Here is a 6,411-nt window from a genome sequence, read left to right as displayed (position 1 = left end):
CGTCGCCTGCCAGCGGGGCTTACTTTTGCCTCGCCGCAAAAGTAACAAAAAGGCTCGCGGCACGACCGATTTTGGCGACCTGACAGCCTTGCAAATTCGGGAATTAAAGGAACTCGCGGAGACTTTTTGGGTACGAGAAACTTTTCGGGTCGCTCAAACAACCTTTAATTCCACGAATTTCCAAGACGTCAGGTGCCCGCCAAAACGCTCAAATGCCGGACTATTTGGAAAGTGTCTATTGACATTTTTCCGCCGCTATCGCTTTGGAAAAATGCGTCTCCGAAACACCAGATTTCTTCAATCGCCACAATCGTTTCCATAACGTCGTCACCGGAAACTTTTGGCGTTGAAAACCCGTGCTTCGGAACGTCCGAAAAACATATCAAAATCTGTGAAAGCCGCATTTTCCTAAGACCTAACAAATCTCGGAGATTTGTTAGGTTTGGCCGAAGTCCGGGGAAAAAACCGAGAGTTGATTACAGATTTTCTGTAGAAAATGTTAAGGTTTTTGATCCGAGTGTTTGTTTAGTGCCAAACGTAAATCCCAAGATTTTCGATCAAGGCCAATCGATTGTTTCCGTCAAAGACACACCTGTTTTTCGTTACGAAGACAACCGGAAAGTTCTCGCAAACAAAAAATTTCCTGTGGAGACAATTTTTAGCGCAGCGAAGCAAGCTAAAAAGCAAATAGATACTTCCGATCAGTCCGGCATTTGAGCGTTTTGGCGGGCACCTGACGTCTTGGAAATTCGTGGAATTAAAGGTTGTTTGAGCGACCTCAAGACGAAGTCGTTTCGAGAAAATGTGCCCGCGAGTTCCTTTAATTCCCGAATTTCCAAGGCTGTCAGGTAGCCAAAATCGGTCGTGCCGCGAGCCTTTTTGTTACTTTTGCGGCGAGGCAAAAGTAAGCCCCGCTGGCAGGCGACGAATCAAAATCAAAGCAAGCGACGGCGCAGCCGGCGAAAAGAAGCAAACGAGCGCAGCTCGTTCCTTGCAGCTTAAGAGTAAAGTTTCCGGTTCCACAGGAAATAAAACAGAAAAAAGATTTTGCAATCAAAAGACCATACTTTTGTAAAAACCAAAAACCAAAAAATGCCCCATTTCCTAAAACAGACCACACTGTTTTTGTTACTGTTGCTCTCACTTGGCGCGTATGCCCAAAAAAAAGTGCTGGACAGTTTGGAAACTGCGCTAAAATCCCACACCAAAAGCGACACGACAAGAGTAAATCTTCTCAACAATATCGCTTCGAGGATTTTCCAAACCGATGCAAATCGGGCGTTGGTCTTGCTTAAGGAATCAGAAAGTTTGTCAGGCCAACTCAATTATGCGCAGGGGAAAGCCAAAAGTTTGTTTTTTACCGCCAATGCGATTTCCGAGAAAAACAGCGATAAGTTGTCATGGGAACCTTATTATAACGAAGCGCTGACGGCCTACGAAAAACTCAACGACAAGGCCGGAATGTCCGCTTGTTACCACAATTTCGGACGTCTGCGGTTTTTGATAGACGACTACGAAAAGGCCGAATCAAATTACAAAATGGCGATCGAGCTGGCCGAAGAAGCAAGGAATGCCAAGCGGCTTTCAATCAGTTTAAGAGGACTCGGCGTGCTTTATTCGAAGTTGGGTCAATACGAAAAAGCCATAGACATTTACAAGAAAGCAGTCGATCTCGACGAGAAATCGGGCAATAAAACCGGAATCGGAAATGGTATGATCAACCTCGGAACCGCCTATAAACGACAGGCCAAGTTCACTTTAGCGCTTGAATATTTCCACAAGGCACTCGAGATCAAACAGCAAATTGGCGATCAGCCGGGAATCGCGTCGGCTTTATCCAGTATCGGCGGCGTTTATTCGCTTCTCAAGAGGCAATCGGATGCATCCGAATACTTCAAAAAAGCGCTGGTCATGTTCGAAAAACTCAACGACAAAAGCGAGATTGCATCGGTTCGTACGAATTTGAGCCTGATCGAGTTGAGCAATGGGAATTTTACTGAAGCGCGACAAGGTTTTGAGGCGGCTTTGGCGATTTTTCAGAATATCAACCAAAAATCTGGCGTTGCCGACGTTTGGGCAAACATCGGAACACTCGAAATGCAAACCAACAATCGCGATGCGGCGCTCAAAGCGTTCGAAAAAGCCGCCAAAATCGATAAGGAATTGGGCGCCGATCGCGAACTGGCTTACTGTTATCTCAAAATGGGACGCGTGTATTTTAATGGCGAAGACTATGAAAAAGCGTTGTTTTATGCCAACGAAAGCGATGCACTGGCCACGAAACACAATATTCTGGACTTTCGGAAAGACGTTTCGCGTTTGCTGTCGGAGATTTATTACAAGCAGCAACAATACAAGCTGGCGTTCGAAAAACAGGCCGTCCACGACAAGCTCAAAGACAGCGTTTTCAGTCCGCAAAACATCGACAAAGCCGCGCAAATCAAGTACAGTTACGCCTATAAAAGTCGTGAGAACACACTGAAAAATGCCGTAAAATCGAAAGACGGACAACTTCAGGCGTCACAGCACCAAAAGCTTTGGTGGATTCTGGGATTCGCATCTTTGGCGATTTTGCTCGGAATCGGGTATGCGATCTATAAAGTCCGAAAGTTGAAAATGGAGCGCAAACAAATTCTGACCGAACAAAAATTGAGGCGTTCCCAAATGAATCCGCATTTTATCTTCAACTCGCTCCAAAACGTGCGCGGTCTCATCCACAACAACCAAAAGGACGAAGCCGTCGATTATCTGAACCAATTTTCCAGGTTGACGCGCCAGATTCTCGAATCGTCCGACGAAAATTACACCTCGCTTGCCGAAGAGATCGAACTGCTCGAGAATTACGTCTCGATCCAACAATTGCTTTACAACCGGAATTTCGATTTCAGGCTCAACGTCGATGATTCGATCGACACCGAATCGATTTTTCTCGCGCCCATGCTCACGCAACCTTTTATAGAAAACGCCATAAAACACGGGCTTTCGGGAAAGAAAGAAGGCGGGATTTTGCACATTGATTTCCATCTGAAAGGCGACAAATTGTTTTTTGAGGTTTCCGATAACGGAAGCGGATTCGACGCCACCAAAACTGCCCAAAACCACAAATCGATGGCGATGGACATCACGCGTCGCCGCCTCGAGCACTATTCAAAAAACGCTTCGTTTGCAATTAAAGCCGACAATATCCTCGACCAATATAAAAATGTGATCGGGGCCAAAGTCGCTTTCGAAATTCCTTACATTTATGAAAACTGACAAAGCTATGTTGAAAGCCGTCATAATCGACGATATCGAGAATATCCGCAAGGAAAATGTCGCGATGATCAAGTCGAATTGCCCGAATATTTTGATTGTCGGTCAAGCCGATTCGGTTGAATCCGGAATGGCGCTCATTCGGCAAACCTCGCCAGATTTGGTTTTTCTCGACGTGGAAATGCCCGACGGCACAGGTTTCGATCTGCTCCAGAAACTCAAACCCATAACTTTCAAAGTGATTTTCATTACCGGCTTCGAAGATTTTGCGATTCGCGCTTTTCGGTTTTCGGCCATCGATTATCTGCTGAAACCGTTGAGTCCGACAGATTTGGTCGAAGCTGTCAAAAAAGCCGAAGAATCTTTTGGACGTGAAATTTTTGAGGTCAAGCTCCACAATTTGTTCTCAAATCTCGAAAGGCCCAAAAACCTGCAGAAACTCGTGCTCAGGACCGCCGACAAAATCTATTCGGTGAACGTTCAGGACATCGTGAACTGCGAGTCTGACAAAAACTACACGACCTTCAATTTCATCAACGCTCCAAAACTCGTCGTCTCGAACAATCTCAAGGAATACGAGACGATGCTCACACCTCACAACTTTTTCCGAACCCACAAATCGCACCTGATCAACATGGCGTACTTCGACCATTTCGTAAAGGCTGACGGCGGGAATCGGGTCGTGATGAAGAACAAGACGACCATTCCGCTTTCTGTCCGGAAAAAAGACGACTTCCTGGTTTTGCTCGAGAATTCCTGAAACGGATTTCCGTCGTTCTTTGACGAAAATGCGTCCGAATGCCACGCTTGTTCATTGGCCTGAAATTTCGATTTTGTTTGGTTTATCCTTGCACTTTCAACGAGCAAATCCGCTTGACGGCACATAATATTACTATCAAAAAACCAGAACAAATGAAAACAGTAGCCCGAATTTTCGGAATTATTTCCTTCCTAGTTGCAATACTATTTTGCGTGTTGAGCATTCACAGAGCCGAATTGGACAAAAAAGACATCGCGGAAGATTTGACACAAGCCAACTCACAAATAGAGCAATTTCGCCAACAGGTAAAAGGCACGGAAGGTGAAACGAAAACCTACCTCGACGGAGAGCTGGCCAAAGCCGAAAAAATGATCGCCGATTCGCCAAAAGAATCGACATACCTGATCGTTCAGATTTTCATAGGTGTTTTGATCGCACTTTCGCTAGCTTTCGTGGTATTGCTTTTCAGCAAGAAACCCGCGCTTGTAACGCAACTTCTTGTCGGGGCAGTCGTCGTGACGCTAGTCGTCTATTTCGCTTCTCCTGACATCGAACGCGGGGAATACTCCGGATTGAACAGCCGCACTTTGGCCTTGATGTCTGGAATTCCCGTGATCGTCGCAGGTTTGTTCGCCTTGCTCGCCGCGCGTAAAAGTGCGTCGGCCAAGGTCGTGGTCGCCATTTAATTTGTAGATTCGCCGCCTAAATAACCAAAACAATAGTCATACTAATGAAAAAAATGCTACTTGCGGCGCTTCTTGCCGTGACGCTGAACAGCAATGCCCAATTGCAGGCTTTTATCAATGGGAAGGAAGTGAAATCCGGAGGAACGATTTTGCCTAAAGATTTGCCTTCTTTGCAGATCAGTTTCAAGAATCCGAAGAAAGTCACGGTCATTTCTGGCGCATCGGTACTTTATGCCCAACTTTTGGATGCCGACAAACGTGATATCCAGATGTTTTTCACCCAAAAAGAAGGTTACGTTGCCATCGAGGATTTCTTCAAGTCTGCGGCAAACAAGAAACACAAGGTTTTTGGAACGGACGGTTTCCCGAATCGCGGCAACACGCTCGATTGGATTTTGTCATCGGCGAAAGGCCAGGAAAAGCAAAAGACGATGCAGTTGAAAGTCGGATTTTATGTGGTTGAGGAAACCGGCTACCAAAAGTACGGTCCGCAAGTGCAGTTGAACGAGCCGCTTGTTTTCAATGTTCCGGTTTGGGACGCGAAGAATCTGGCGTTGCCTTTCCTTGATTTGGCGATCGACAAGACGAACGTCGTGGGCGACATCGACCACAAACAGACGGGCCAACTCGATAGGAAAGAAACGGTCGTCGGATACAGATTGCGTGAAAAAGAGATTTGGTACGGAGCGTTCGCCATCGACAGCGACAATTTCCCGGGCATGAACGTGCAGGAACTCGCAGACGATTTCATCCACGGCGGAACCGTTTGGGCCAACTACAACAACCTTTACAACTCCAAAAAAGCGTTCAAGGATTACGACATCGCCAAATACACGATTCCGTACGACGATTTCAACGGCCTTTGCGACGAAAAGTTGCGCCTTTCACAGCTTTCTTACCAAGTGAACAAAGCCAACAAAAAGGCCAACCTTATGGATTTGTACGAGAAAGTCACCGTAAACGGACTCAAAGGTTACAAGTTTACGAGCAATACCGAAAGCCGTTCGCACATCAACGCCTCCGACTGGAAAGACAAAGGAAATTTCGTGATCTACATCCTCGAGCATCCAACGAATCCTAAACTTACTTTGGTCGTTTCAAGCAACGTCGCCAACGATAAAAATACCATCGCAGAAACCGATGCGGTTTTGATGAAGTTCATCAATGCGATTAAAAAATAAATCAATTCCTAACCAATACCGATTGATTTTTGAAGCCGTGATCTTTTTTGATTACGGTTTTTTTTTGCGAGGGGTCGCGCTCTTTTTTTTTTGAGCTTTTTCCGGCTACCAGGCACTAGCTTTTTTGCAAAAACCGGTTTTTCTAGGGTTTAAAACGAGCTTCCTGCGGTCGCTGTTTTAAGCCAAGAAAAATGCGGTTTTTTCTGCAAAAGGCTAGTTTGCCCGCATCCGGGCTAGGATTGTCGTAAGACGATCTTTTTTTCATTAAGAAATTTATATTTTTTCCTGAACCAATCTCACTCTCGAAGCCTGATAAAAATGAGCGAAGCTCATTTTGCTTCTTTCGGCAGCTGCGCTGCCGCCTGCTTTGATTTTGATTCGTCGCCTGCCAGCGGGGCTTACTTTTACTTCAATGATTTTTATTGTTTTTTAAAGGATTCAGTGAACCTCGTTCCTCGGTTTGCCTCGCCGCAAAAGTAACAAAAAGGCTCGCGGCACGACCGATTTTGGCGACCTGACAGCCTTGGAAATT

6 protein-coding genes are annotated in these 6,411 nt (G+C 45.8%); all 6 read left to right on the top strand.

Annotated features, from left to right (window positions below; translation table 11 throughout):
• Positions 1–322 (top strand): hypothetical protein (locus tag EOO49_RS19210; protein ID WP_290848744.1); only part of this gene is annotated, 322 nt, incomplete at its 5' end.
• Positions 323–1,092: 770 nt separating this feature from the next.
• Entirely contained in the window at positions 1,093–3,255 is a 2,163-nt protein-coding gene (locus EOO49_RS19205) for a tetratricopeptide repeat protein (protein WP_290848742.1), read from the top strand.
• Positions 3,245–4,012 carry a LytTR family DNA-binding domain-containing protein gene (locus EOO49_RS19200; protein ID WP_290848740.1) on the top strand — a complete coding sequence of 256 codons (768 nt, stop codon included), beginning with the start codon at positions 3,245–3,247 and terminating at the stop codon, positions 4,010–4,012. The genes EOO49_RS19205 and EOO49_RS19200 overlap by 11 nt, the downstream gene beginning before the upstream one ends.
• Positions 4,013–4,164: 152 nt before the next feature.
• A complete protein-coding gene (locus tag EOO49_RS19195) occupies positions 4,165–4,698 on the top strand; it encodes a hypothetical protein (protein ID WP_290848738.1) in 534 nt (177 codons plus the stop codon).
• A gap of 44 nt (positions 4,699–4,742) precedes the next feature.
• Positions 4,743–5,879 carry a hypothetical protein gene (locus tag EOO49_RS19190; protein WP_290848736.1) on the top strand — a complete coding sequence of 379 codons (1,137 nt, stop codon included), beginning with the start codon at positions 4,743–4,745 and terminating at the stop codon, positions 5,877–5,879.
• Positions 5,880–6,197: 318 nt separating this feature from the next.
• Positions 6,198–6,359: a hypothetical protein gene (locus EOO49_RS19185; protein ID WP_290848734.1), complete on the top strand. Its 162-nt coding sequence runs from the start codon at positions 6,198–6,200 to the stop codon at positions 6,357–6,359.
• Positions 6,360–6,411 lie beyond the last annotated feature (52 nt).

Source organism: Flavobacterium sp. (genome assembly GCF_004295795.1).
Lineage (GTDB): Bacteria > Bacteroidota > Bacteroidia > Flavobacteriales > Flavobacteriaceae > Flavobacterium.
Note: the sequence above shows the minus strand (reverse complement) of the source record. Positions and strands in the feature narration are given on the sequence as shown.

What these genes read in the sequence shown, in the direction of transcription:
- EOO49_RS19195 (WP_290848738.1), top strand. Translation starts at nt 4,165, where the DNA reads ATGAAAACAGTAGCCCGAATTTTCGGAATTATTTCCTTCCTAGTTGCA.
- EOO49_RS19190 (WP_290848736.1), top strand. Translation starts at nt 4,743, where the DNA reads ATGAAAAAAATGCTACTTGCGGCGCTTCTTGCCGTGACGCTGAACAGC.
- EOO49_RS19200 (WP_290848740.1), top strand. Translation starts at nt 3,245, where the DNA reads ATGAAAACTGACAAAGCTATGTTGAAAGCCGTCATAATCGACGATATC.
- EOO49_RS19185 (WP_290848734.1), top strand. Translation starts at nt 6,198, where the DNA reads ATGAGCGAAGCTCATTTTGCTTCTTTCGGCAGCTGCGCTGCCGCCTGC.
- EOO49_RS19205 (WP_290848742.1), top strand. Translation starts at nt 1,093, where the DNA reads ATGCCCCATTTCCTAAAACAGACCACACTGTTTTTGTTACTGTTGCTC.